Source organism: Patescibacteria group bacterium (assembly GCA_028717685.1).
Classification (GTDB): Bacteria; Patescibacteriota; JAQUNI01; order JAQUNI01; family JAQUNI01; genus JAQUNI01.
Window position 1 is genome coordinate 85,477 of sequence record JAQUNI010000002.1, and the last position, 22,386, is coordinate 107,862.

Consider the following 22,386-nt stretch of genomic DNA (forward strand, 5'->3'; position numbering starts at 1 on the left):
GTTTTATTTTGTTCATTTTCCGGAATAATATAACAAATAGAAAGGAGGAAATGGGTTGATGTCTAAAGATCCCCTGGAATCGTATCGTATGCAGATTGGCGAAGCATTGCGTTCTTTGCACATAGGAGAAATGACAGCAGAAGAATTTCGAAGATCCATTGAGAAGATTATTAATCAGGTATACAGCGATCCAGTAGTGCAGAATAATAGTTCTTTACATGTGGACGGTTTAAAGCAATATGCCGCCACAGTATCTTCTTCTTGTGCGCCCGGAGAATAATTTTTTCTTCGGGTTTTTATTTAATTAAAAAATTTTTTCGTTTTACATTTTCATTTTGTTTTTCTCATTTTACATTTTTGATTTTTATAGTTTATCCACAATTTTTTATTTTAAAAACTTTTTTTTTGTTGTATAATAAAAACATCAAAGGAGGAAATGAAAATAAAAAGAAAAAAGTTCGCAAAAGTTTTTTACCTTCCTGCCTAAATTTTTTAAAAAAACTTTGGTGGGAAAGAGAAAATTTTTGAGGAAAAGTTTTTGAAGAAAGAAATCCTTTTGATTAAAATTATTTTTTTATTTTTTGTCGCAAAGATAAAAAATAATAAGAAGGGAGGTGATCGCAAATGGCAAAAAAAAAGAAAGCTACAAAGAAGCGCAAAACCACGAAGAAGAAAACTGCGCGAAAGAAGAAACGTTAGAAAAAATGAATAAAGGGTGGGCTTATGGTGAGTATATCTTTTATGGTTGATCCGGGGTCGGGCAATTTCTTACTGTTTTTGCAGGATGATTTTTGGGTTAGAAAAAAAATCAATATCAAGATTTGATTAAAGAGAGTCCTTGACAATATTTTATGGTGAGTTATAATGCTTTTAAGAGCTATGGAAAATAATATTTCACAAAATAATTTATTTTTTGATTTTTGGTTTTATAACCGACTTTCGCCGGCCTGATTTTTAGCAGAGACAGGTTTAAAACCTGTCTTACACTAGAAACTAGACCGGCTAATTAAGCCGGTTTTTTTTGTTCTTTGAATTTAATAACGTTTGCAGGGTTTCGGTGGGTTAGTTTGGTAAAATTGACATTTCCAAAAAAGGAGAGATAAGAATGTTGAATTTAGATTTTTTAGCGGAAAATTATCTTGGCAAATTCCCTCTGGAATTGAAGCGAGGAAAAAGATGGATTGGTGCGGAGCGCGAGTTTCCGGTTATTGATCAAGATGGCCAACCTTTTGATGTGCGGAGTATTTTTCCTGTTTTAGTCCAAGGAGGATGGAAGCCTTATTATGATGATTGTTATTCTGATGTGGTCTTGGGGGTTGAGAAAGACGGCGTAAACATTACGACCGACGCAGGCTATTGCACTTTAGAAGTTAGCCTTCCTCCTCTCCCAGACTTATGGAAGGTAGTAGGAGCCTTTAATGATTGCATGCGCTATATTTGCAAAGTCATTTATAGGCATGGTGGGCTGGTGCTCGGATATGGCATTCAACCTTGCGCTGTTCCCAGTGATCTTTATTGGGTTAAGAAAGGGCGGCATGAAGTCGTGCGCACAAATTATCCAGAAAGTATTAATAATGTAACGATAACTGCGGCTCATCAAACCCATATTGATATTACGCAGGCGGAGGTTGTCCAGTTTACAAATGCATATAATGCTTTAGCTGGGTTAATGATTATTTTGTGCGCTAATTCGCCTGTTTGGTCAGGGGGTATTGATAAGAAGGGCCGACTAGCAGTGAGGGAGGACCATTGGAGTTTTTCTAATGGCGGCAGAGTGGGTGTGCCATATGAAAAGTTTCGGGATATAAATCACCTTATGAGTTATGTATGCGGTTTAAAGATGCTAGTTACTCAACGAGGCAAGGGCGAATATTTTGCTCCGGGAGTTAATTTTGGACAATATCTTTCTAATGACGGGGGAATAGAGTCTTTTGAATCTCGTTATCTTTTGCATGAAGGGACAGTTTGGTTTTGCGCGCGGCCGCGCGTGCCTTATGGAACCATAGAGGTGCGTCCTTGCTGCGCTCAGCCCCAGCAAGAAAACATGACAGTAGATGCTCTGACGCTTGGTATTGCAGAATTGATTGATGAGACAGAACGAGAGATTATTAACGACTTTTCCTGGCAGGACTGGCGGGCATTAAGAGAAGACGCCATCTTTTCCGGCTTTGACGCTAAGATAGGTGGCAGATCGGTTGTTCCATACCTGTCTAAACTTCTGGATTTAGCCGCAGAAGGGTTAGCCAAGAGAGGTTTATACGAGAAAAGTTTTTTAGCTCCTCTTTATGGAAGATTGGCAGCGAAACGTAATCCTGCTCACCAAGCAGTGGCTCTTTTTTCAACTGGCGGGACAAAGGTTTTAATTGATAAGCTTTGTTACCGTTTTTAGTAGATGGGGATTTGTTGGGTTATTTTTTCAAGGCAACAAATCCCCCTATTTTTAAAAATATTTATTTTTATATATTTAGATTTTATCTTAGTAACATGGTAAATCCAAAAAGATTACGCAATATATTTTTTAAGCTAGTTCGTATTGATAGCCCAACAGGCGAAGAGAATGAAGCGATTCGCGAGGTTTTAGATTATTTGCGAAGATTGCGTTTACGTCCGGTAAAAGATAAGGCGGGTAATATTTTTGTTTCCGTGCCGGGTCGAGGCACGCCTCTGCTTTTAGAAGCGCATTTAGATACAGTAGAGCCGGGACGAGGAATCATTCCTTATCAAAGGGACGAGTATTTTTATTCCGAGGGCGATAATATCTTGGGTGCGGATGATAAAGCCAGTGTAGCAATAATTTTAGAACTGTTAAATTTAATCCGCGAAAATAATTTAAAGTGTCGACCTTTGGAAATTGTTTTTTCCACGGGAGAGGAGGGAGGATCGGTTGGAATTAGCAAATTTAATTTCCGTAAGATAAAAGCGCGGGAAGCAATTGGTATGGATAGGGCAAAAAGAGTGGGGATTATTACTTCCGCTTCGCCACACATCAAATCTTTTGAATTAACTATTATAGGTAAGTCCTCTCATGCCGGAGCGGAGCCAGAAAAAGGGATCAATGCAATTGTACTCGCAGCCAAAGTAATCAGTCGGTTAGTAGTCGGTAGAATTGATCAGGAAACAACTTTTAATATTGGTTTAATTTCCGGCGGGCAAGGGACGAATATTGTTCCCGAGCAAGTGGTTTTTAAGGGAGATATTCGCAGCTTTAGTAGAGCCAAACTTGAGCGATCGATAAAGAAAATGAAGAAAGCAGCACAAGATGAATGTATTAAAGAGAAAGCACGCTATAAGTTAAAAATTGTTAGAGAGGTCGCGGGGTACAAACACCGACCCTCCGATTCTTTAGTAAAACAAGTTTGTAAAGCGATGCGCAAAGTGGGAATTACTTCTGAACTTACTATTTCTACTGGCGCCTCTGATTTAAATATTATTAACGAGCATCAGATTAAAGCAGTAGAAATTGCAAACGGCGTCAGGGACGCTCATACTAAAAAAGAGCGAGTCAGAATTAAAGATTTAATCAAGATAACGGAAATTTTATTAGAAATTATCAAGTGATTTTTGCAAAAAATCATTAGTATTTTAGCTTGGTTTTATTTCCCTTATAAAATAAAAAAGACTCGGCGCAGATATTGATTTTTTTGAGCCAAGTCTCTATATGAAGTTATTGGACGAGGAGCGGTATTTTTTATGTATCAAAGTTTTTATTGTAAAGATTTAATAAATTCCTTGGCGATTTTTTCTTGACCCTGCAGGTTGGGGTGCAAGCAGTCATAATCACTGACGTCGTTCTGATTTAAAATAGGATAGAGATCAATAAGGGTGCAATTATACTCTTCCGCCACATCTTTGATGGTTTGATTCCAAGCTTCAAGATTTTGGGGTGTAAAATTTTCCAGCCTCAAACCAATTTTATTTGTTTGGCAAGCAGGTCCTCCTCCTTTACGCATTTGATTTATATTCGGTATAGTGGCGAGAAGGATCATAATATCTTCTTTTTTTAACTGCGAAACAATCTGGCGCAGATTATTTTTAAATACAGCTAAAGAAACATTGCTCCCTAAATCCGGACCGCCGGTTAATAAAGTAATATAGCGAGGGTGGTAGCTTGAGGCATTGGGCACTTGTTTTGCGAGAATATCTTTACTGGTGGCGCCTGAAGAGGCTAAGTTGACAGCGGTCAAGTTTTCACCTTTTTCTTTTAAATATTGATAAGCACTATTAATTTGCGCGCCTGTAGAAAAACTGTATTCTTCGTGATCTCCTTGAAGAGCGCTGGAAAGATTGTTAGCTTTGGTCATACTGTCACCCAAAGCCACAAATTTACGTTCTTGTTCTGGGGTTTGGGTCTGGGGTTTTTCTGAAGGAGGAAGTGAAGTAGGGGTCTGATTTTTAGAGACGCAGCCAGTAAAAAACAAAACGCTTACTAGAAAGCAAGATAGAAGCAGAATAGAGGAGAAAATTTTTTTCATATTTTTATGTTTCTTTAATATACTGATATTCTGTATATTTCTTGATAGTGAATCTTAAAGGAAATTCAACGAGAGATCTGTCGGATAGTTTTATTTTACCACAAATTAAGTACTCTTGACACGATTTTAGTCATCAGTTAAGATTGTAGTATACCCATACCTATGGTATAGGTATACAGAGAATTTAAAATATTAAATTAAAAATATGGAGAATATGAAACAGAAAACCCTTATTAACTTTAAAAAGGCACAAAGCCTTTTGGCAAAAATCGCTCAAATGGTCGAGCAAGATCAATATTGCATTGATATTATGCAGCAGAATTTAGCCGTAATTGGTCTTTTAAGGTCAGCCCATGAGATGCTGATGGAAAATCATCTGAACACTTGCTTTAAAAAGGCAATGGAAACCAAAAATGAGGCAAGAAAGCAGGAAATGATTCAGGAGATTTTGAAAGTCACTAAATTATTCAATAAATAAATCTCGGGCTAGCCGAGGATAAATAAAAAGATATGCTTCAAAAAATCAAAATAAAGATTGAGGGTCTGCACTGTTCAAGCTGTAAAACTTTAATTGAAACCAGGGTTGCCACCTTGCCGGGGGTCAAGAGTATTAATGTAGATTATCAAGCGGGTAGGGGTTATGTTGAATTTAGGGAAGATGAGATTTCTCAAGAGATTATTTTTAAAACAATTAAACAATTAAATTACAAAGTTAGCGAAGAATTTAATTCTGAAGAATCTTCAGAGCCAAAGAGAGTAAAAGGGTCTTGGTTTAAAAAATTAACACTCGCTTCGCTTTTTTTGATTCTGTTTTTGTTAGGATATTTTTTAGTCCAAAAATTCGGCGGATGGGAGCTATTAGCCCGGTTGAATGAAAAAAATTTAAGTTATGGTTTGATTTTTCTGATTGGATTTCTCGCTAGTTTTCATTGCATAGGGATGTGCGGAGGGCTGGTGGTTGCTTACACGACTCACCAAATCGCTAAAAGCGAAAACCGCAGATTGTCCTCGTCCCATTTACAATATAATTTAGGCAGGTTGATTTCTTACACCGCAATTGGCGCTATTCTGGGCGGCTTCGGTTCATTTTTCGGTATCAATCCTACTTTCACGGGAATAATGACTTTATCGGCGGCAGGGTTTATGATTATAATGGGTTTGTCTTTATTGACTAATTTTCGGTGGCTCCAAAGAGTGAAACTAAAAACCCCTGCTTTTATCGCCAGATTTCTATACCGCCAGAATCAAAGCCGCAGACCTAAAGGACCTTTTATAATTGGGCTTTTAAATGGTTTAATGCCTTGCGGACCTTTGCAAGCAATGCAACTTTACGCTTTAGCTTCGGGCAGCGCGGCTAGAGGGGCTTTGAGTCTTGGAATTTATGCTTTGGGTACAATCCCTTTAATGTTTGGCTTGGGAAGTTTTGTTTCTCTTCTTAATCAAGAAAAGATCAAATGGATGATGAAATTTTCCGGAGTGGTCGTGATTATTTTAGGCCTTCTGATGTTTAATCGGGGTTTGGCTGGTTTTGGCAAGGAAGTTTCCACGCCGAATTCTTCCTCCCCGCTTCAGGAGCCTAAAGTAATGAGTGAAAAGGAAGGGTATCAGACTGTGAAAATGGATTTAACTTACCGCGGCTATGTGCCTAATGTTCTATATGTTCAAGCCGGTGTCCCTGTGCGTTGGGTAATTGATGTGAAACAAATGAGCGGCTGCACGAAGGAAATTTTGGTAGAAAAGTTAGGCATTAGCAGAGAATTGCAATATGGTGAGAATGTGATTGAATTTACTCCCCGAGAGGTGGGGGAAATTAAATTTAGTTGCGGGATGAAAATGGTTTGGGGGAAATTTATAGTAACAAAAGAAGCGGGAGGGGGAGTAAATAGTCCTGATCCCGCAAAAAGCGTAGAAGGAGAATCTTCGGACAATCCCAGGGGGACAGGGGGAGGATGTGGATGTGGATCTCAATAAATCCAAAATCAATGAAATAAATATTAATATTGCTATTTATAAACCTCACCAAAATATTATGAACAAAAAAATTATTTTGAAAATTATAGGGATGCATTGCGCCTCTTGTGTGGCTAAGATTGAGAATACTTTAAAAAAAGAACAGGGGATCACTTCGGCGAGTGTTAATTTTCCTGCAGAAAAAGCTTATTTAGAATATGATTCCAGCAAGATTGATCTTCGCCAGATTCAAAAAATTATTGAAGGTTTAGGATATCATACCGCGAAAGAGACCGGCGGGGTACAGCATAATCATCATCACGCAGTGGAGGCAGGGAACGTCAAAAAACGTTTTTTGCTAGCTCTCATTTTGAGTTTACCCATTCTCTATATGGTGATGGGAGAGATGCTTCATTGGCCAATGCCGATGGTTTTTGAAAATTATGGAATCTGGATTCAGTTTATTTTAGCCACTGCGATAATTTTGGCTTGTTGGAATATTTGGGTGAAGGGGTTTGAAGGTTTATTACGTCTTGCTCCCGATATGGATTCCTTGATTTTTATAGGCACAGCTACTGCTTATTTTTATAGCGTGGCGGTTTCTCTTTTTATCCTTTCAGGCAAAAATGCGGGGGCGCATCTTTATTATGAAAGCGCGGCTTTAATTTTAGTCTTTATCTCTTTAGGTAAATATTTTGAGGCAATAACTAAAGGCAGAACCAGCGATGCAATTAAAAAACTAATTGGACTACAACCCCAAGAAGCGACCATTATAAAAGACAACGAGAAAATAAAAATTCCTATCTTTAAGGTAAAGGTGGGGGATGTTATTTTGGTTAAACCTGGAGAGAAAATTCCGGTTGATGGAATTGTAGTGGATGGCTATTCCGCAGTTGATGAAAAAGCGATTACTGGCGAGAGCATTCCCATAGAAAAGAAGAAAGGCGATGAGGTGATTGGCGCCACGATCAATAAAACCGGGGTTTTGAAATTTCGGGCCAGCCGCGTCGGCAAGGATACAATGCTGGCCCAGATTATTAAAGTTGTGGAGGAAGCAATGGGGGCGAAGGCGCCGATTCAACTTTTAGCAGACAAGGTTGCTTTATATTTTGTGCCGGGGGTGATTTGCATCGCCCTGCTGGCATTTATTATTTGGTTTGTGGCGGGACAATCTTTAGCTTTTGCGTTGTCGGTTTTTGTTGCAGTTTTAATTATTGCTTGCCCTTGTGCCTTGGGTTTAGCCACCCCCACCGCCGTGATGGTGGGCACGGGACTGGCTGCACAAAACGGAATTCTGATAAAAAGCGCCAAGGCGCTGGAGATGGCGCGCAAAGTCAACGTCGTTGTTTTTGATAAAACCGGCACGCTCACAAAAGGCGAACCGAAAGTGCAAGGAGTAATCAGTAACCCTAAATATGGTTACCCAGCTGAGAAAATTCTTAAATTGGCGGGGTCTCTCGCACAAAACTCCCATCATCCCTTGTCTAAAGCAGTATTTGAATATGCTAGAAAGAAAAATATTGAATTTAAAAAATTAAAAAAATTTCAAGAGTTGCCCGGTAGGGGGATTATTGCAATATGCGAGCATAATTTATACATAGGGCTTGGCAATAAAAGATTATTATCTGAAAGAAAAATCGACACTTCCTTTGCGGATAGTTTAATGGAAAAAGGAATGGCTAGTATATATTTATTTGTTTTCCATCACGATGAGAAAGTTATCGGGGCTATTTTATTAGCGGACGAAATAAAAAATTATACAAAACAAACGATAGAAATGCTCCGGCGCATGGGTAAAAAATCGGCCATGATTACCGGCGACAATAAGCGGGTGGCGGACGCCGTCGCTAAACAAGTTGGCATTGATTACGTTTTAGCCGAAGTCCTCCCACAAGATAAGGCGGGAGCAATTAGACAATTGCAAATGGGCGGAAAAATTGGAAATTGGAAATTAGAAATTAGAAATTCCCGCCAAGGGCGGGTTGTGGCTATGGTCGGTGACGGCATCAATGACGCGCCCGCTTTAGCCCAGGCGGATTTGGGCATCGCTTTGGGGGGCGGCACGGATATAGCAATGGAGACCGGGGAAATAATTTTGATTAAGGATGATATAAGGGATGTCGTGAAAGCAATTCTTTTGAGCGGATATGTTTTAAAAAAAATCAAGCAAAATTTGTTTTGGGCTTTCTTTTATAATATTGTCAGTATTCCTATAGCCGCGGGTATTTTTTATCCTTGGACAGGTTGGCTGTTAAACCCCGCGATCGCGGCGGCCGCAATGGCTTTTTCTTCGGTCAGCGTGGTTTTGAACGCGCTTTCAATGAAGAGATATAAAGCGCGATAGAGCCAGGTTTTGAACCAGTTTTAAAAACTTTTCAAAAACAAAAATCTTGTCCCCCGTGAGGGACAAGATTTTTTATCTTATTGAAGTTCTGATAGATTACCAACCACGGTCTCTGTTGCCGCCGCCATATCCGCCTCTGTCGTCTCCGCGTCCGCCGCCAAAGCCGCCGCCGCCGCTTCTTCGCGGCCGATCGCTCATTGGTCTCGCTTCATCTATTCTTAGGCTGCGTCCGTCCAACTCTTGGCCATTTAAAGTTTCGATCGCTTTCTGCGCGTCTTCGTCGCTTGCCATTTCCACGAATCCGAATCCCTTGGAGCGGCCAGACATTTTGTCTGTGATAATCATCGCTGATTCCACCGCGCCTGCTTGGGAAAAGAAATCTTTCAAGGTTTCCTCAGTGGTATTGTAGGACAAACCACCGACGTATAATTTTTTTGCCATTTTGAGATTATTTTGCTTGATTAAATTTTCGTAGGACGACTTAACTTCTCACTTGAGGTCTTTTATTTTGGAGAGACGCAAGATTTTACGTCTCTACTACTTTAGAAATACCACTTTGGAGAAAACCCTACTTATGTTTGTATTATAACATTATGTGTATAAAAAGGCAATAGTTTTTTAGAAACCTGCCTTTACTGCATTTCAAGATAATGTTGAATGCTTTTGCGGCAGCCGTCAGCTAAGTCAAGTTTTAATGCCTTTTCTGGCAGCACCCATTTAGCTTTGGATAATTCGTTTTTCTCTAATTTCAGTTTGCCCCTGACAAATTCAAAGAGACAATCATAATAAACAACATGGCTGGGACGGTGAAAATCCGGAGAGTTAATAAGTTCGTTGGAATCAATAATCTTAATTGGTTTTACTTTAAGACCTGTTTCTTCTTCCGCTTCTCTTTGCGCGCTAGCTAAGAGATTTTCGCCGGGCTCCAAATGGCCGCCGGGGAGAGTCCATTTGTTTGACCATTTGGGCGAGCGGGCAATCAGGATTTCGCCCTTTTTATTTTTGATAATTGCCGTATTAACTATTTCTACGCCGCGGGGGAAATGATGATGCGAAGACACAAGATTTTGCGTTTTCGCGAGTTCAAATTGAATGATTTGCAGACCATATTTTTTAATTTCTGTTTCTGAATGGAAAGGCAAGCCTTTTGTTTTCAAGACATAGGTCGCGCGTGTTTTAATCTCGCGTCCGGTGTATTTTTGAGTCTTTGGATCCCATTCCGCAAGAAGTAAAATATCGCCTTCTTTGATTTTAAAATCCGCTAAGCGCAATTCAAATTTTTTTCTGCCGCTCGCGATTTTTTCAAAATACGCTGGCCATGTTTTCTTTTTGATGGTCATAGGATTAAATATATAAATTTTCTATGTTATTTCTATCCTTTTTCCAGTTCGGGGGATTGTCAATAATATATTCTTGAATTTGTTGCAGGGCGTGTTCATTACGAATAATGTGGTCATAGAAACGGGATTGTCATTGAAAATGTAGATGATTTTGATATTTGTTAATTTCACGTGTGCAAATTGATTTGTATGAACGAATAATAACCGATAGCGATTGTGGCTTGGGTGATATCATAGACATTTGGTAATTTTTTGGACGTTGTTTATTCCTATGGTAGAGACGTTGCATTGCAACGTCTCTACGCGGATTATTATAATAATTGTGGTTGATTATAATAATCCCATGCATATGGTTCGGCATCACAATATATTCGTCCAAAATCGCAAACGGAAAATGTTTGGGAATTTCTCGCCAATATTTATCCACAACGATTCCTATTCTGGATAATTGTATTACATTATTAATGACCTGGCCAAAGCATTCTTTCCGCTCTTTTGTGCAAACGGTCACGAAATACGCTCCTTCCATTGAATAATCATATTCTTGCAGTCTGGCCGATTCTGCGCGGAATTTATCTTGAAATAATACCATTTATTTGATTAGAATTTGCGTTTCATTTTCCTGACCGTTTACCTCGTTAGAGAAAACCACAGTCAGTGGAAACCGTTGGAGAACGAAGTTCTCTAATGGGGTTTATATTTTCCGCACAAAATAGCAAAGCCAATTTGTATCTTCTTCTTGATGAATATGGTTTCTTAAAATTTTAAATCCATTCTGTTCTAGAATTTTTTGGAATTCTACTTTAGTGTAAAAAGCGAAATACCGTTCAATCCCGCCGTGTTTTTTTTCTTTGATGATGCCCTCGTCAAGATGTCTTTTTTCTTTGAGGGCGATAAATCCTATGCCTTGGGATTTGATAATTTTTCTGATGGCGCGGAGGACCTTGGCGACGCGGCGTTTGGGGATATGCAGGAGGGAAGCAGCAGCCCAAAAGCCGTCAAAATGATTCTGGGGAAATTTCAATTTGTAGAAATTCATCAAAATAAATTTGCCGCTTTTTACGAACTTGCGCGCTTCGTGAAGCAATCCAGAAGAGGCATCAATGCCAATATAATCAAATTTGTTCTTTATAAACAGCAATGCATCTTTGCCTGACCCGCATCCAATGTCTATAACCCTTTTCCCCGAAATCAATTTTTGAAAAATTTTAAATTCCCTGTGCCAAAAAAGCGGGTTATTATAACCGCGGGCGGCATATTCTTTGGCGATTTTATTGTATGTTTTAATTGTTCTTTGACTAGGGTTCAACATATATATTGCCGCATAGAGACGTTGCATTGCAATGTCTCTGCCAATCATTTCATTTTTTTTAAAAGCAAAACCGGGTATCCAGTTTTAATCTGTTGTTTTTGCCAATCTTTGATTCCTAATTTTTGGGTTAAAAAGCGAGCACAACCCGCTCTTGCTATTTTAGCATTTAAAAAATTGCCTTGGGCTTCCACTTCTATGAAAAAGCCGAGATTTTTGACTTGATCCAAAGCAATTTCGAAATCTTCACATTGCCAATATTCTCTTTGTTTATCAACAGTGACGATTTTTTTGAAATCCAAAAATTTTAGAATTTTTCTAAGGTTCTCGGGTTGTTTTACTTCTACTTCATATTCTTCAGCATAATCTTGGGCGCTATCTTTGCGGCAGACAATAGATTTGTCGTATTCAAAAATCGCGCTGTCGGGATTTTGCCTTACGCGGAGCCATTCAATGGGACAGGGTTTGCGCGCGAAAAAATCGCGGTGGCAGGGGACATAATATTCATCAATTTGGCGCAGAGATTTTTTTAGACTGCCTCCAAGAGTCCTTAATTTTTTGCGCGCCATCTCCAGATTGTCAAATTGAATTTTGATTTCCACTTCAATATTCATATGGATTATTATAACAAAAATCATAAAAAAGTGCGATTTTGCAATATTGGCAATGCAGTATATAATAAGAACATCAGACTAGAATTTGTAATGGAATAAACTTTCTCTAATGAGGTAAAATATGAATATTATTGAAGTCCAAAATTTAACCAAGAGATTCGGCGAGGTTACAGCGGTTAACGACCTTTCTTTTAATGTCCAAAAAGGGGAAATTTTTGGTTTCTTGGGGCCTAATGGCGCGGGCAAGTCCACGACGATTAATATTCTCTCTACGCTCCTTGTTCCTACGAAAGGGAAGGCGTTTATCAATAATTTTAATGTTCTTTCGGAGAGGGACAAGGTGCGCAAATCCATAGGGCTCGTTTTTCAAGACCCTTCTTTGGACGATCATCTGACCAGCGAGGAGAATCTGCGTTTTCACGCCAAGCTTTATGGCGTGCCAAAAGAAGAGTATAAAAAACGGATGGAAGAAGTGTTGCGCCTCGTGGACCTTTGGGACCGCCGCAAAGAAGTGGTCAAAAATTTTTCCGGGGGAATGAAGCGCCGTTTGGAGATCGCGCGGGGTTTAATCCATTATCCGCAAGTGCTTTTTTTAGATGAGCCGACGATAGGTCTTGATCCTCAAACGCGGGCGCATTTTTGGGAATACATTTTGAAATTGAAAAAAGAGCGAGCAATGACCATTTTTATGACCACCCATTATATGAATGAAGCGGAATATTGCGACCGGATCGGGATTATTGATTATGGCAAGCTGGTGGCTCTAGACACGCCATCCAATTTAAAGAAGAAAGTGGGATGCGATATTATTGAAATGAAAAGTGGGGATAAAGAGAAATTAAAAGAAGAACTGCAAGCGCGATATCAAGCTAAGATTAAAGAAAAGGATCATATTTTGCAGATGGAAGTGCAAGACGGCGAAAGATTTTTGCCGCGTCTTTTTAATGAACTCACGACTAAGATTGACGCGATTGCGCTTCGCAAGCCCACTTTGGAGGATGTTTTTCTGCGCCTGACTGGCCGCGCCATTCGGGAGAGACAAGCATCTTCGCAAGAGCTGATGCGCGCTCGCGGTAGGATGCACAGACATTAAAAAAGCCCTATTAAAATAAAGCTTTTATGTATTTTATTCAACCTATCATTACAATTTGGCAGCGCGAAATTATCCGCTATTGGCGGGATAAAACCAGGATTTTTTCTACTCTTTTCCAGCCTTTGATGTTTTTGGTGATTTTTGGCGCGGGTTTAGGCAGCACTTTGGCGCGGGGAGATTTTGGCGTGGATTTTATCCAGTTTATGTATCCGGGGATTATCGCAATGAGCGTAATGGGAGTGGCGTTTTTTTCCACCATTTCCACGGTCTGGGATCGGGAATTTGGTTTTTTAAAAGAGATTTTGGTCGCTCCGGTTTCGCGCACGGCGATCGCGATTGGCAAAACTTTGGGGGCGACGACCATCGCCGCTTTGCAGGGGCTGATTTTATTGGTGATTGCTCCTTTCATTGGACTCAATTTGCATCTTGTGATGATTCCCGAGATTTTTTCATTAATGCTTCTTCTTTCTTTTGCCGTGGCGGGGATGGGTTTGTTTATTGCTTCTTTAATGAAGACTACGGAGAGCTTTGGACTTTTAATGCAGGTCTTGGTTTTCCCGATGTTTTTCCTTTCGGGTGCTTTCTTTCCACTGACGAGCGTGCCTAGCTGGATGATGGCTTTATCGCGCTTAAATCCCTTAACCTATGGCGTGGACGCGATGCGGCAGATTTTTTTGCATAACCATATCTCGCCCGAGGTCAGCCATCGCCTTATCCTGCACCCCATTTATATTAATGTATTGTTTTTAGTTGTCTTTTCCGCAGTTTTAGTCTCCGCCGCCGTGATCGCGTTTAACAAGAAGAATTGACCCTATGAATTACGAAATGCATTTTTGTCATTGCGAGGGAGGCATTTGATGCCGACCGAAGCAATCTCCTAAATCTATATAAATACAGCTCGATGAGATTGCTTCGTCGGGCTTAAAAAGCCCTCCTCGCAATGACGACGCATTTCGTAATTCAAGGTACATAAAAAACAACCCCCGAGCTTTAGGGAGGTTGTTTTTTTATTTAAGACAAATCAAACAAAGATATAAAAAAGCGGCTGATGCTTAAGAGCCGCTATAGAGCAATTTATTAATATTGGCATAAGATTTCCGGAGCGCACCCCATTTTGATATAGGGAAAATTTTTCTGGACAAAATCCATTCGTCTCGGATAATTTTTTTGCAGATAGGATGGGTTTAATGTAGATATCCGTACTGCTTCAGCTAAATCTTCATTAACAACATTTTCTGGTTTGTTTTTATAAATAACCGCTTGTCTTAAGACATAGTCTGTGACATATTTTTCTCTTAAGGGACTGATTTCGGACTCAACAATGTTACTATATTGTCCGGTTGTTGTTTGTTCTAGAATACTGAATAGATGATGTCCAATTTCATGTCCGATGGTACTCAAGATATAAGCTTTCATTTTATCTTCTTCGGATTGAAGAGATATATTTTGCAGATAGTCGAAGTCAATTGATTTTTCTACTCCAAAACTAAGCAATATAATTTTGTTGTTGTTTGAATGACCAGCATGAGCGCGAGTTTTATAGATATGTTGCAATTTTTCCGGGCTATCCACTTTTTCTAAAATCATTGCCGCTTCTAAATATTTTTCTTTGCTTTCAGCTATAAATCCGAACTTTTGGTCATGAATTAAAATTCCACGTTCACAGAGATCATCAATTTGATTAAAAAGCTCTTTGTTATAACGCGTCCAAGCTATCTTGTATTGGTCACTTTTGGTAATTTTTCCCACCTTTAGCAGTCTAAGAATATCGGGAGTGAAGCTTCGCAGAAGAAATTCACGGATTAAGGAGTTTGGTATGGGATAATCTTGGGTTGTGTCAAATCCTTGAGCAATAGGACCGATGGTGAGTATTTCTTCAGCCTCTTTAAAATTATCTGCGGTGTTGCTTAGAATTAACTCCTCGACATATTTTTGAATTTCCAATACTCCCAGTGCGGTTTGATTTTGAATTGCAGAAACAATTAACTCAAGTTTTTTTTGTCTTTTTTCAAAGATTTGAGTTTCTTTATTATTGATTATCTTTAGTTCTGAGAGTATTTTTGCTCGCTTTATTTTTAGGACTAAGTTTTGGGAAGGATTTACCGAATAGCGATGGCGGAAATTATAGCCATATTTTTTTTCCGCTTCTACGATAGCTTGATAAGATTGGAGTAGGGACAGATTTGGATTCGCCGACATCGTTGCTTCCGCCATTGTTAAATATTTTTCTAGATCTTCGGTGGTTATATTTCTTTCATTATTTTCGATTGCAGTAATAACTTTCGCTTTTTCATTTTGCTGTTCGGACATTGTTAGCCTCCTTATGATATTTTTTGGAATTTAAGCCAATTTGGGGTGAGTTGGGAAAAGAACATTAAGAATAAAATGGATGGTTTCAAAACCATCCATTTTATTTAACTTGTTTTTTCGTTCTTTGTCAATATTTTGCGAGACTTTAGCGAATAGTTATACGTTGATCTGTCGCAATTGCCAAACCTAAGGCTTGAGAAATACACTTTTTTCTGCCGTGCTTTTGCAGTATTTTAATCAAATCGTTAATTATTCCTCCCAATCATATTCCTAAAAGTTTAAGGCGTCAGAGGCACTAGATCGGGTATGCCGTCGCCATTTTGATCACCTTGAGGCGTCAGCGGCACAACATCGGGCAAACCGTCGCCATTCTGATCGTTGCTGGTTGCGGGATTTTGATTTCCTTCCGGGGTCAAAGGCACGAGGTCGGGCAAGCCATCGCCGTCCTGGTCGTTGGAGGAGGAAGTGTTATCGCCCGGTTTCCACTCGGAAGTTAGCACAATGCGCAAGGGTTCTTGTTTATCGCAACTTAAACCCTTAAGATTGCCCTCCGCGTCATAAAGGTTTTTCAACTCCGCCGGCAGATTGTATTGTTGCGCCATTTCCCGCACTTTTTTGGTTGCTTCCTTGTAAGCGGCCATTCCTTCTTCTGAAGGCTCGAAGGAAATAACGGCTCCATTTTGACCATTATCTCGGATAAGTTTACCGCTGCCCACCATTTGGATTCCAGGCGCGATCGTTTCCGTGGATTCGGGTGTATAGGTCTCTGACCAGTGCCAGTTGCTATCAGGCGAAATGTGTAAAGCTTTCGCTGTTTGTTCTGGTCCAGCAAGGCTGGATTGATAATTGCCCGCTCGTGCTGCCCAAATTGGAAAGCTTTCACCCTCGCGAATCCCCGCTAAAGAAAAGGTGGTCAACATCAGATCCGTGGATTTTCCCTTAACATTATGCATTGGGATGTCAAGTAAGTAATAAGAATCAATCGTACGCGACTCTTTATGTATCAGGGCATCTAGGTCGGTATCAGTGGTGTAATACTGATAGACGCGCCAATCCGTGCGCCAGGCAGGTTCGCCAACGGCGGCATCGTCCGTATGAAGTCCTTCCGAAAGAACCATTGTTTTTGACTGCGCGCTTTCCTGAAAAAATCCGCCGGCTAAGTTCATATTAAAAGTGCAGCCATAAGAGTCTGATTGGCGGATGATATATTTTCCTGAAGTCTTTTCCTCTTCGCAATCGTTCGTGAACGCCTTTTCAGTCTTCAGCGCCAAGTCTGGGTAAGGAAAAAATTGCATCATCTGCCAAGCCGTAACCAAATCCGTCAAAGCGTCCGGCGTTTCGTTCGGGCAATAATCTTGAATTACTTTATTGGTTAATTCTTCGGCAATTTGGGAAGCGCGCTCCCAGCTGGCATCGTTATATTGCTTGGCTTTGCCTGTGGCATCATCAACCGCGATTTTGCTCATCTCCGCCTCGAATTCTTGATACATACTTTGATTTTCAGGATCCTTAAAAGTGAATTCGAACCCATTGGGCGTTCCGCCGCCGACATAACTCGCGTGCGTTAATACGGTTTGATAGACGTTGTTCCCGAGATTTATCGTCGGCAGCCACTCCCATTCTTTTTTCACAGTATCCCAGTAACCCAAGGCAAAATCCTTTTTTGGCGCTTCATTTAAAGTGATTTTAAAAATGAGTCCGCGCTTGAAATCTTTTTCACTAATTGAAATTTCAAATAAACCCCCGATCACCCCTTGGGGCCAGATGGATTCCGCGGCTTCCTTGATTGTGATTTTCGGTTTTTTTGTAAAAGCCGCTTGGGGAACAATAAGCTCCGCCTTGCCGCCCGCGGCGCTAGCCTGAAGAATATCGGGACGATCCGCCGCGCTTTGTTCACTAGCGCCCCGTTCCAAGAGGGCGGAAATCATAATCCCCGGATTAGGCAAGAAGAAAAGGAAGGAAGAGGCAACCAGCCAAAGCACAAGGAGCACTCCGGGTAAACAAAATAAAGCCACCAAGAGAATAATTAATTTTTTGTGGGATTTTTTGGGTGGAGCGGGGGAGGGGGTGTTTGCCACTGGCGGGGCAGGCGGATTAGGCGGGACAGGGGGTAAGTTTTGTGTTTCCATGTTTTTGTGTTTATTTGCTAATTTTATTTTTGTGAAAAGTGCTAAAATTTTTGGATTCTTTTAGATTTTATGAATCTTACTTGAACTATTTTCAAGTCCCGCAGTTGAATGCAGGATAAATTCCAGAGCGCGTCAGCTTTGCTGGCACGCCGTTTAAATTCTTAATTAAAGAATATCACAATTCGTAAACAATTGCATCTTTTAAAGACTGATTTTTGAAATCTGTCTTTTCTCCTATTTTTTGCCTTCTATTTTAAGCCGGTGGCATTTTTAGAGATTTCGGAGAGCTTTTGATGAGAATAGATTTTTTTAGTAATAAAATAAAAAGGTGAGGGCTGAAAAACCTTCACCTTCGCGTTCTTAAACTTACACGGGTTTGACCTGCGTAAGTTTTTATTTCTCTTCGGTTTGAATCTCGCGAAGCAACTTATAATAAGGTCCCGTAATTTGTGCTGGTAGATCATTGTAATTAAAATCAAACGACCCATTGGTGCCAAGCTTTCCATAGATGGGCTTCAATGAAGCAATAAACCCCTTTACTTTGGGTCGCAAAGATAGATCGGAAATCGCCCGGTAGATGATTCCCCGCCAGCGGCGCACTGTCTTTTTCGGCAGAACGATTTTACTATTGCCTTCCTTATCTTTGATAATCCGCAGACCGGTAATAAGTGGCGCTTCGTGAATAATACCGCGGTGCGACACCTTTTTGGCATTGGGTTTAAAACCGTATTTTTCAATAGTCTCGTAAAATTTTCCTTGAACATCTTCAGGAATTGGCTTTTGCGCTGACACCACAATATTATCAACATACATTCCCGCTTCAAATCGGAATTTGTCTTGACGTTTATTGTCAGCGAGGAAAACAAAGAATGGGGACGGACACAGCGAACAAAGTTCGCTAAAAAATCCGCTTTCTGTTAAATAGATATAAAACAGAAAAGGCGCGGTGGGCGTGCCTTGCGGCAAAATATAGTTCCAGGTTGTCAACTTGATAATGAGCTCGGTGAGCGCCTTGGCAATTTTTGCCTTACCGGCCAGAAGCCACCGGTCATCGTCTTCAAACAGCCAGCCGTCCAATATACTTGAAGCCCTGTAAAAGAAGGAAAAACTTAAATGTTTCTTTGCGTCTTCAAGGTCCCGAGCATAGGAAGATATTTCATCCTCTTCTTTTATAAGCTTCATTCTTTCTGTAAGTGCTCGGCAATGGCTAACATCAAGCTCGTATGCTTCTAGTTCGCTGATTATCCGGTTGAAAACAATCTCTTCTAAATTCCGGACGCTCGTTGACGGAAAGGCATCTGCCAAATCTAACTGCCAAAACCATTTAGCGTCTTTGTGGCGATGAGCATGCCATACGTAAGACGTTAATTCTCCTCCCGGATACAAGCCATATAGACCATCGTGAAGCATATTCCACATTTTGTGAAGAAATCTTCGGAGGATTTTTTTCTGTATCGCTTTCAGTTCTTCAGATGGAATAAAAAGAGTGCGAAAACCGTCTGATTTCTTCGGAACTTCAAGTACACGATAATCCGGCGTGAGCAATGATATGCGGCAGACATCTACCTTTAATATACTAGCTAAAACCGCTTCAGCCTTTGGCAAGCCAAATTGCTGGAGCATTTCGGCTTCTCTTTCTTCTCGCGATTTTCGCACTTTACTTCCCTCCTTTTTGAAATTGGGAACGAACAAAAGTGTGGGGACTCATTTTTGCACAGCTTCTTGATTTCCGCTGAAAATAGCGCAATTTTACAACCAGCCGTCAGATACTGACGACCGCCGTACTTTGGTTGGAGTTAACCGCCCAGCTTGTACGATTTATTCAAGCCGCGTTTGACCCCACTGGTTTCAGCATATCGCTATAAAGATAATTTGACAAGTAGAAATAAAAAAGGCGGCATATGAAGCGCGTCCCCTGAAGTTTTGGATGGATAATATTATAATTCCCGAAGTAAAGTGATCTGGTTTGTGGAAAGTTTGGTCAAAGGCAAATGGTTTTATTGGTTTAATTTTAAGAGTTTTTTGTAATTTTAGTTTAATCGGTTTTTTCATTCTCTAACTTTTCTGGCCAAGGATAAGGCATTGACTCTGAAATTGGTATTTGCTTTATTTTCCCTTCTTCTTCCATAATAACCACAACATCTAGTCCTGAGCGCAAGCTGCTTTCGTAAATCAGTTGCTTGCAGATATGGCAATTTGGTCCGGTAATCGCCACAATATCCTTTTCGCCGTGAATAGCGGCGTGAGCCAACGCCGTTGCTTCCGAATGCATAGTTAAAGTTTCCGTGTCTGAAAGATAAGAAACGCCAGTATAGATATTTCCTTTTTTTGTCATCAAGGCAACGGCATACCCATCGCCACTTTTGGGATAAGTATTTTTCAACGCTTCATTGCTTAACCTTAAAAGATTTTTACATTCTTCATCGGTTAGCTCGTAGTATGTTTTGTTGCCTAAAGTTTTTGCTTTCATAATTGTTTTGCGGCGCTTGTCCGCAGGGAGGAGAGCATAAGTGGGGTGCGGAACAAAGCGGAACAGAGTAGGTTCAGAATGAATCCACACATTAGAATTTAATTATTACTATACTTCTGTCATCCTTGGATTTAGTTGATTTATATTTTTTCCATTTATCTGGATCTTCTTTTTCAACTTTTTCAAAAATTTTTTCCCATGCTTCAATTGAAACTTCTTGAGGTATATCGAAATAACCATCAGTAAATAGTTCAATTATTTTTATTTTATCTTGATTATATTCAAAAATTTTTACAAATTTAGATGGTGTTTTAGTGCCATCAATGACTCCATAACCAAGAAGTTCTTGAGGATTGTTTTGATATTCAAATTGTTTTAAAAGTAAAGGCATTATGTGCTCTCTGCTCCCTTTAATATCATTTGTTTCTCTAATATATTTTGCTCTTTCTTCTGAATTATCAATATCAATCTGTTTTGTTTCCTGATAAACTTCAGTTCCATTAATCCTCATGCCTGAATCTCCTAAATAGGTGATTATTATTTTATTATTAATGAGCCTTACGCAAATAAATCCACAGGTAAACCTATGTTTTGGGTCTTTAGTTTCTTCCAAAATTTTTAATTTGCCATATAATTCCTTGGTTTTTTGGTTAAGATAATTGACTAATTCAATTCCATTTAGATTAGCTGATAAGCACTCATTTACGACAATTCGAGAAACAAGTTCTCCTCCTGTTTTGTCATTATATTTTTTGCCACTTTTATCTGTGGCGCCATCGGCTATAGCAAAACAATTCTTATTATAGGCAAAATAATCTTCATTTCTATCTCTGGTTTTTCCTTTTGAAAAAGTTCGAACTTGCGCCATGATTTTTTGTTTCAGAGAAATGCGATTAAATTAGAAGCGAGGTTCATTCTCAATTTCACTTAACAATTTTTAAATGCACTTATTTAAAATCCACGCACTAAGGAAAAGCTTAGTGCGGGAAAAACTGCCCGCAAAATCCGCGATGTTTAGGTTCGTCGGGGATGTCTGCCTTAGGTCATTCAGGCGTTCGTCCCGAGGACTCAGCCCCGAGGGACTCTGATGAGTCTTTAAGACCCGAAGAGCGGACGGTCTCGCACACCCCCGCCCTCGCTTTCATAAATTACTAAAATTTTAACCTTTTTCTTAACTCCGTAGACGACAAAAGTTTTTTCGACCATTCTTTGTAATGTCTAGTATCTTCAATTAGTCCACCATGATAAACCTGCATGTAAACAAGATTGTTCTCGTAGAAGATTTTTTCCTCGCCTTCTACAAATCCTCTTTTTTTTGTAAATCTGTTTCTATACAAAAACTTATTTTCTCGGAAACCGTCTAATCCTCGGTGAGTTGTTTTTCCTGCTCCTGCACGCAATGCCTTTTTCAGAAAATCAAAGACCACTTTTGGCCCTAATTTTCTACCTGCGCCTATAAGGATTCCATAGTAGTTAACTCCGTATATAGGATGCTTCCGATAGAAAGTTATTGTTTGCCCCATATTCAACTCTTCTCCGCTATAGCGGTCAATCACTACATAAGGTCCTTTCCGGTAGGTTATAACCTTAAACCAAGGCAAAAATGGGTCCAAAAATTTCTGTGGGCTTCCGCCGTAACCTTTGGTTTTATCTTCTCTCAAAGATATTTCTCGTAATTTTTTTAAATGATTTTGTAGGTTTTTACTCATATTTAAGTAATTCCTTTGGTTCAACACCAAGTGCTTTCGTCATTTTTTTAATAGTGAGTAAGGAAGGGTTTCTCTTACCTCGTTCTAGTCTGCTTATATATATAACTTTGGTGGACGCTAAGCGTTCTTGCCATGTACTACACATACAGCACTCTTTAGTCGGGGATGTGGGACTTGAACCCACGGCCTCGCGCACCCCATGCGCGCGCGCTAGCCAACTGCGCCAATCCCCGTAATTGTAATTTTCAATTTTTAATTTCTAATTTTCAATCAATTTTTAATAATTCAATTTTTAATTTCAAAAAGGGTTAAATTTTTTTCTTAACCATAAAGTAGTAAATCAGCGCGCCGAGCCAGTAGGTGAACACCAGAACCAAGACCCAGACAATTTTTTCATTTTCTTTTGCGGTTGGAAAATCTCTTTTTAGAAGGTCAACGAGCATCCAAATCCAAAAAATCGCTCCGCCGATAAAGAATAGAGCGATTACGCTCCAGATGAAGAAGACAAAAATAATTGGTAGGAAGAAAAGGGGGAGGGGGTTGAAGCTTAGAATAGTTTTCATAAATAAATTGATTTATTTAGAAAATTATGATAAGATAAGCTGTTCTTTTGTGTCGTTCCTTGAATCTACATTTTTCTCATTTT

At 39.7% G+C, this 22,386-nt stretch carries 20 protein-coding genes and 1 tRNA gene; 8 read left to right on the forward strand and 13 right to left on the reverse strand.

Going from position 1 to position 22,386, the window contains the following annotated elements:
* Positions 1 to 58 precede the first annotated feature (58 nt).
* From PHW01_03885 to PHW01_03895, 3 genes are all read left to right on the forward strand, one after another.
* Positions 59 to 280 carry a hypothetical protein gene (locus PHW01_03885; protein ID MDD5627118.1) on the forward strand — a complete coding sequence of 74 codons (222 nt, stop codon included), beginning with the start codon at positions 59 to 61 and terminating at the stop codon, positions 278 to 280.
* Between the two features lie 825 nt (positions 281 to 1,105).
* Positions 1,106 to 2,389 carry a glutamate-cysteine ligase family protein gene (locus PHW01_03890; protein ID MDD5627119.1) on the forward strand — a complete coding sequence of 428 codons (1,284 nt, stop codon included), beginning with the start codon at positions 1,106 to 1,108 and terminating at the stop codon, positions 2,387 to 2,389.
* 95 nt (positions 2,390 to 2,484) lie between these two features.
* Positions 2,485 to 3,558, forward strand: coding sequence for a M20/M25/M40 family metallo-hydrolase (locus PHW01_03895; GenBank protein ID MDD5627120.1), 1,074 nt, complete (start codon positions 2,485 to 2,487; stop codon positions 3,556 to 3,558).
* A gap of 146 nt (positions 3,559 to 3,704) precedes the next feature.
* On the opposite strand, the gene PHW01_03900 is transcribed toward PHW01_03895, so the two are convergent.
* Complete coding sequence (locus tag PHW01_03900; protein MDD5627121.1) at positions 3,705 to 4,472, reverse strand: SGNH/GDSL hydrolase family protein; 768 nt, start codon at positions 4,470 to 4,472, stop codon at positions 3,705 to 3,707.
* Positions 4,473 to 4,686: 214 nt separating this feature from the next.
* Here PHW01_03900 and PHW01_03905 point away from each other — a divergent pair, with 214 nt between their 5' ends.
* The 3 genes from PHW01_03905 to PHW01_03915 are packed head-to-tail and all read left to right on the forward strand — an operon-like array spanning position 4,687 to position 8,766.
* The gene (locus PHW01_03905; GenBank protein MDD5627122.1) at positions 4,687 to 4,950 is read left to right on the forward strand and encodes a metal-sensing transcriptional repressor; all 264 of its coding nucleotides are present in this window, start codon (positions 4,687 to 4,689) and stop codon (positions 4,948 to 4,950) included.
* Between the two features lie 32 nt (positions 4,951 to 4,982).
* Positions 4,983 to 6,443: a sulfite exporter TauE/SafE family protein gene (locus PHW01_03910; protein MDD5627123.1), complete on the forward strand. Its 1,461-nt coding sequence runs from the start codon at positions 4,983 to 4,985 to the stop codon at positions 6,441 to 6,443.
* Positions 6,430 to 8,766, forward strand: a complete 2,337-nt coding sequence (locus tag PHW01_03915; GenBank protein ID MDD5627124.1) for a heavy metal translocating P-type ATPase — start codon at positions 6,430 to 6,432, stop codon at positions 8,764 to 8,766. The genes PHW01_03910 and PHW01_03915 overlap by 14 nt, the downstream gene beginning before the upstream one ends.
* A 96-nt stretch (positions 8,767 to 8,862) precedes the next feature.
* Here PHW01_03915 and PHW01_03920 read toward each other — a convergent pair whose 3' ends face one another.
* From PHW01_03920 to cyaB, 4 genes are all read right to left on the reverse strand, one after another.
* Positions 8,863 to 9,207, reverse strand: coding sequence for an RNA-binding protein (locus PHW01_03920; protein ID MDD5627125.1), 345 nt, complete (start codon positions 9,205 to 9,207; stop codon positions 8,863 to 8,865).
* A gap of 191 nt (positions 9,208 to 9,398) precedes the next feature.
* Positions 9,399 to 10,106, reverse strand: coding sequence for an NUDIX domain-containing protein (locus PHW01_03925; GenBank protein ID MDD5627126.1), 708 nt, complete (start codon positions 10,104 to 10,106; stop codon positions 9,399 to 9,401).
* A gap of 694 nt (positions 10,107 to 10,800) precedes the next feature.
* Positions 10,801 to 11,445, reverse strand: a complete 645-nt coding sequence (locus tag PHW01_03930) for a class I SAM-dependent methyltransferase (GenBank protein ID MDD5627127.1) — start codon at positions 11,443 to 11,445, stop codon at positions 10,801 to 10,803.
* Between the two features lie 17 nt (positions 11,446 to 11,462).
* On the reverse strand, positions 11,463 to 12,053 hold the full coding sequence (gene cyaB, locus PHW01_03935; protein MDD5627128.1) for a class IV adenylate cyclase: 591 nt from the start codon (positions 12,051 to 12,053) through the stop codon (positions 11,463 to 11,465).
* A gap of 97 nt (positions 12,054 to 12,150) precedes the next feature.
* On the opposite strand from cyaB, the gene PHW01_03940 reads away from it, so the two are divergent.
* On the forward strand, positions 12,151 to 13,122 hold the full coding sequence (locus tag PHW01_03940) for an ATP-binding cassette domain-containing protein (protein MDD5627129.1): 972 nt from the start codon (positions 12,151 to 12,153) through the stop codon (positions 13,120 to 13,122).
* A 26-nt stretch (positions 13,123 to 13,148) separates the two neighbouring features.
* Positions 13,149 to 13,931, forward strand: a complete 783-nt coding sequence (locus PHW01_03945; protein ID MDD5627130.1) for an ABC transporter permease — start codon at positions 13,149 to 13,151, stop codon at positions 13,929 to 13,931.
* Between the two features lie 268 nt (positions 13,932 to 14,199).
* Here the strand turns inward: PHW01_03945 and PHW01_03950 are convergent, their stop codons facing one another.
* From PHW01_03950 to PHW01_03985, 8 genes are all read right to left on the reverse strand, one after another.
* A complete protein-coding gene (locus tag PHW01_03950) occupies positions 14,200 to 15,432 on the reverse strand; it encodes a hypothetical protein (GenBank protein ID MDD5627131.1) in 1,233 nt (410 codons plus the stop codon).
* 278 nt (positions 15,433 to 15,710) lie between these two features.
* Positions 15,711 to 17,561 carry a hypothetical protein gene (locus PHW01_03955; protein ID MDD5627132.1) on the reverse strand — a complete coding sequence of 617 codons (1,851 nt, stop codon included), beginning with the start codon at positions 17,559 to 17,561 and terminating at the stop codon, positions 15,711 to 15,713.
* 393 nt (positions 17,562 to 17,954) lie between these two features.
* Positions 17,955 to 19,217: a reverse transcriptase domain-containing protein gene (locus PHW01_03960; GenBank protein ID MDD5627133.1), complete on the reverse strand. Its 1,263-nt coding sequence runs from the start codon at positions 19,215 to 19,217 to the stop codon at positions 17,955 to 17,957.
* Between the two features lie 379 nt (positions 19,218 to 19,596).
* Positions 19,597 to 20,121, reverse strand: coding sequence for a hypothetical protein (locus PHW01_03965; GenBank protein ID MDD5627134.1), 525 nt, complete (start codon positions 20,119 to 20,121; stop codon positions 19,597 to 19,599).
* 1 nt (position 20,122) lies between these two features.
* Entirely contained in the window at positions 20,123 to 20,899 is a 777-nt protein-coding gene (locus PHW01_03970) for a PP2C family serine/threonine-protein phosphatase (protein ID MDD5627135.1), read from the reverse strand.
* A gap of 283 nt (positions 20,900 to 21,182) precedes the next feature.
* Positions 21,183 to 21,764, reverse strand: a complete 582-nt coding sequence (locus PHW01_03975; protein ID MDD5627136.1) for a DUF5680 domain-containing protein — start codon at positions 21,762 to 21,764, stop codon at positions 21,183 to 21,185.
* Between the two features lie 135 nt (positions 21,765 to 21,899).
* Positions 21,900 to 21,973: transfer RNA gene (locus PHW01_03980), tRNA-Pro, on the reverse strand.
* 75 nt (positions 21,974 to 22,048) lie between these two features.
* Positions 22,049 to 22,303 (reverse strand): PLDc N-terminal domain-containing protein, encoded by a 255-nt coding sequence (locus PHW01_03985; GenBank protein MDD5627137.1) that lies wholly within the window; start codon positions 22,301 to 22,303, stop codon positions 22,049 to 22,051.
* Between the last annotated feature and the right edge of the window lie 83 nt (positions 22,304 to 22,386).

Bases quoted from the DNA above. Each gene is read 5' to 3' on its own strand.
- PHW01_03900 (MDD5627121.1), bottom strand. From the start codon at position 4,472: ATGAAAAAAATTTTCTCCTCTATTCTGCTTCTATCTTGCTTTCTAGTA.
- PHW01_03955 (MDD5627132.1), bottom strand. From the start codon at position 17,561: ATGGAAACACAAAACTTACCCCCTGTCCCGCCTAATCCGCCTGCCCCG.
- PHW01_03945 (MDD5627130.1), top strand. From the start codon at position 13,149: ATGTATTTTATTCAACCTATCATTACAATTTGGCAGCGCGAAATTATC.
- PHW01_03920 (MDD5627125.1), bottom strand. From the start codon at position 9,207: ATGGCAAAAAAATTATACGTCGGTGGTTTGTCCTACAATACCACTGAG.
- PHW01_03890 (MDD5627119.1), top strand. From the start codon at position 1,106: ATGTTGAATTTAGATTTTTTAGCGGAAAATTATCTTGGCAAATTCCCT.
- PHW01_03905 (MDD5627122.1), top strand. From the start codon at position 4,687: ATGAAACAGAAAACCCTTATTAACTTTAAAAAGGCACAAAGCCTTTTG.
- PHW01_03970 (MDD5627135.1), bottom strand. From the start codon at position 20,899: ATGGCGCAAGTTCGAACTTTTTCAAAAGGAAAAACCAGAGATAGAAAT.
- PHW01_03985 (MDD5627137.1), bottom strand. From the start codon at position 22,303: ATGAAAACTATTCTAAGCTTCAACCCCCTCCCCCTTTTCTTCCTACCA.
- PHW01_03885 (MDD5627118.1), top strand. From the start codon at position 59: ATGTCTAAAGATCCCCTGGAATCGTATCGTATGCAGATTGGCGAAGCA.
- PHW01_03940 (MDD5627129.1), top strand. From the start codon at position 12,151: ATGAATATTATTGAAGTCCAAAATTTAACCAAGAGATTCGGCGAGGTT.
- PHW01_03910 (MDD5627123.1), top strand. From the start codon at position 4,983: ATGCTTCAAAAAATCAAAATAAAGATTGAGGGTCTGCACTGTTCAAGC.
- PHW01_03925 (MDD5627126.1), bottom strand. From the start codon at position 10,106: ATGACCATCAAAAAGAAAACATGGCCAGCGTATTTTGAAAAAATCGCG.
- cyaB (MDD5627128.1), bottom strand. From the start codon at position 12,053: ATGATTTTTGTTATAATAATCCATATGAATATTGAAGTGGAAATCAAA.
- PHW01_03930 (MDD5627127.1), bottom strand. From the start codon at position 11,445: ATGCAACGTCTCTATGCGGCAATATATATGTTGAACCCTAGTCAAAGA.
- PHW01_03950 (MDD5627131.1), bottom strand. From the start codon at position 15,432: ATGTCCGAACAGCAAAATGAAAAAGCGAAAGTTATTACTGCAATCGAA.
- PHW01_03895 (MDD5627120.1), top strand. From the start codon at position 2,485: ATGGTAAATCCAAAAAGATTACGCAATATATTTTTTAAGCTAGTTCGT.